Origin of the sequence: Mesorhizobium sp. M2E.F.Ca.ET.209.01.1.1, assembly GCF_004010375.2 — a bacterium.
Classification (GTDB): Bacteria; Pseudomonadota; Alphaproteobacteria; order Rhizobiales; family Rhizobiaceae; genus Mesorhizobium.
Map to the genome: position 1 here is coordinate 1 of NZ_SADP02000611.1, position 341 is coordinate 341.

1 protein-coding gene is annotated in these 341 nt (G+C 60.4%); it reads left to right on the forward strand.

The window, feature by feature from the left end; genetic code table 11:
• The coding region (locus tag EN852_RS37130; protein ID WP_189546516.1) for a TetR/AcrR family transcriptional regulator C-terminal domain-containing protein at window positions 1-341 on the forward strand (341 nt) is incomplete at both ends.

Sequence of the window (341 nt, forward strand, 5' to 3'; positions counted from 1 at the left end):
CATCACTTTCCCTCAGTGGCGCATCTGCACGAAGCGCTGGTCGACCGGCTGATCGGTGCGCTCGAAATCCCCGACGCCAGCCTTCCCTGGCGGCAAAGAATGCGCATCGCCATTGAGGATTTTCGCCGCATCGGCCGCGACCATCCCGCCTATTCCAGTTTCATCGTTACCTATCGGATGAACTCGCCGACTTGCCTTGCCTGGTTGAACGGCATTATCGGCTTGTTCAAGGACGGCGGCTTCGACACTGAACTCAGCGCGCGGCTGTTCCGCACCGTCGGATACTATCTGATGGGCGCGGTGCTGGACGAGAATGCGGGCTATTCCAGAGGCCCGTCTGC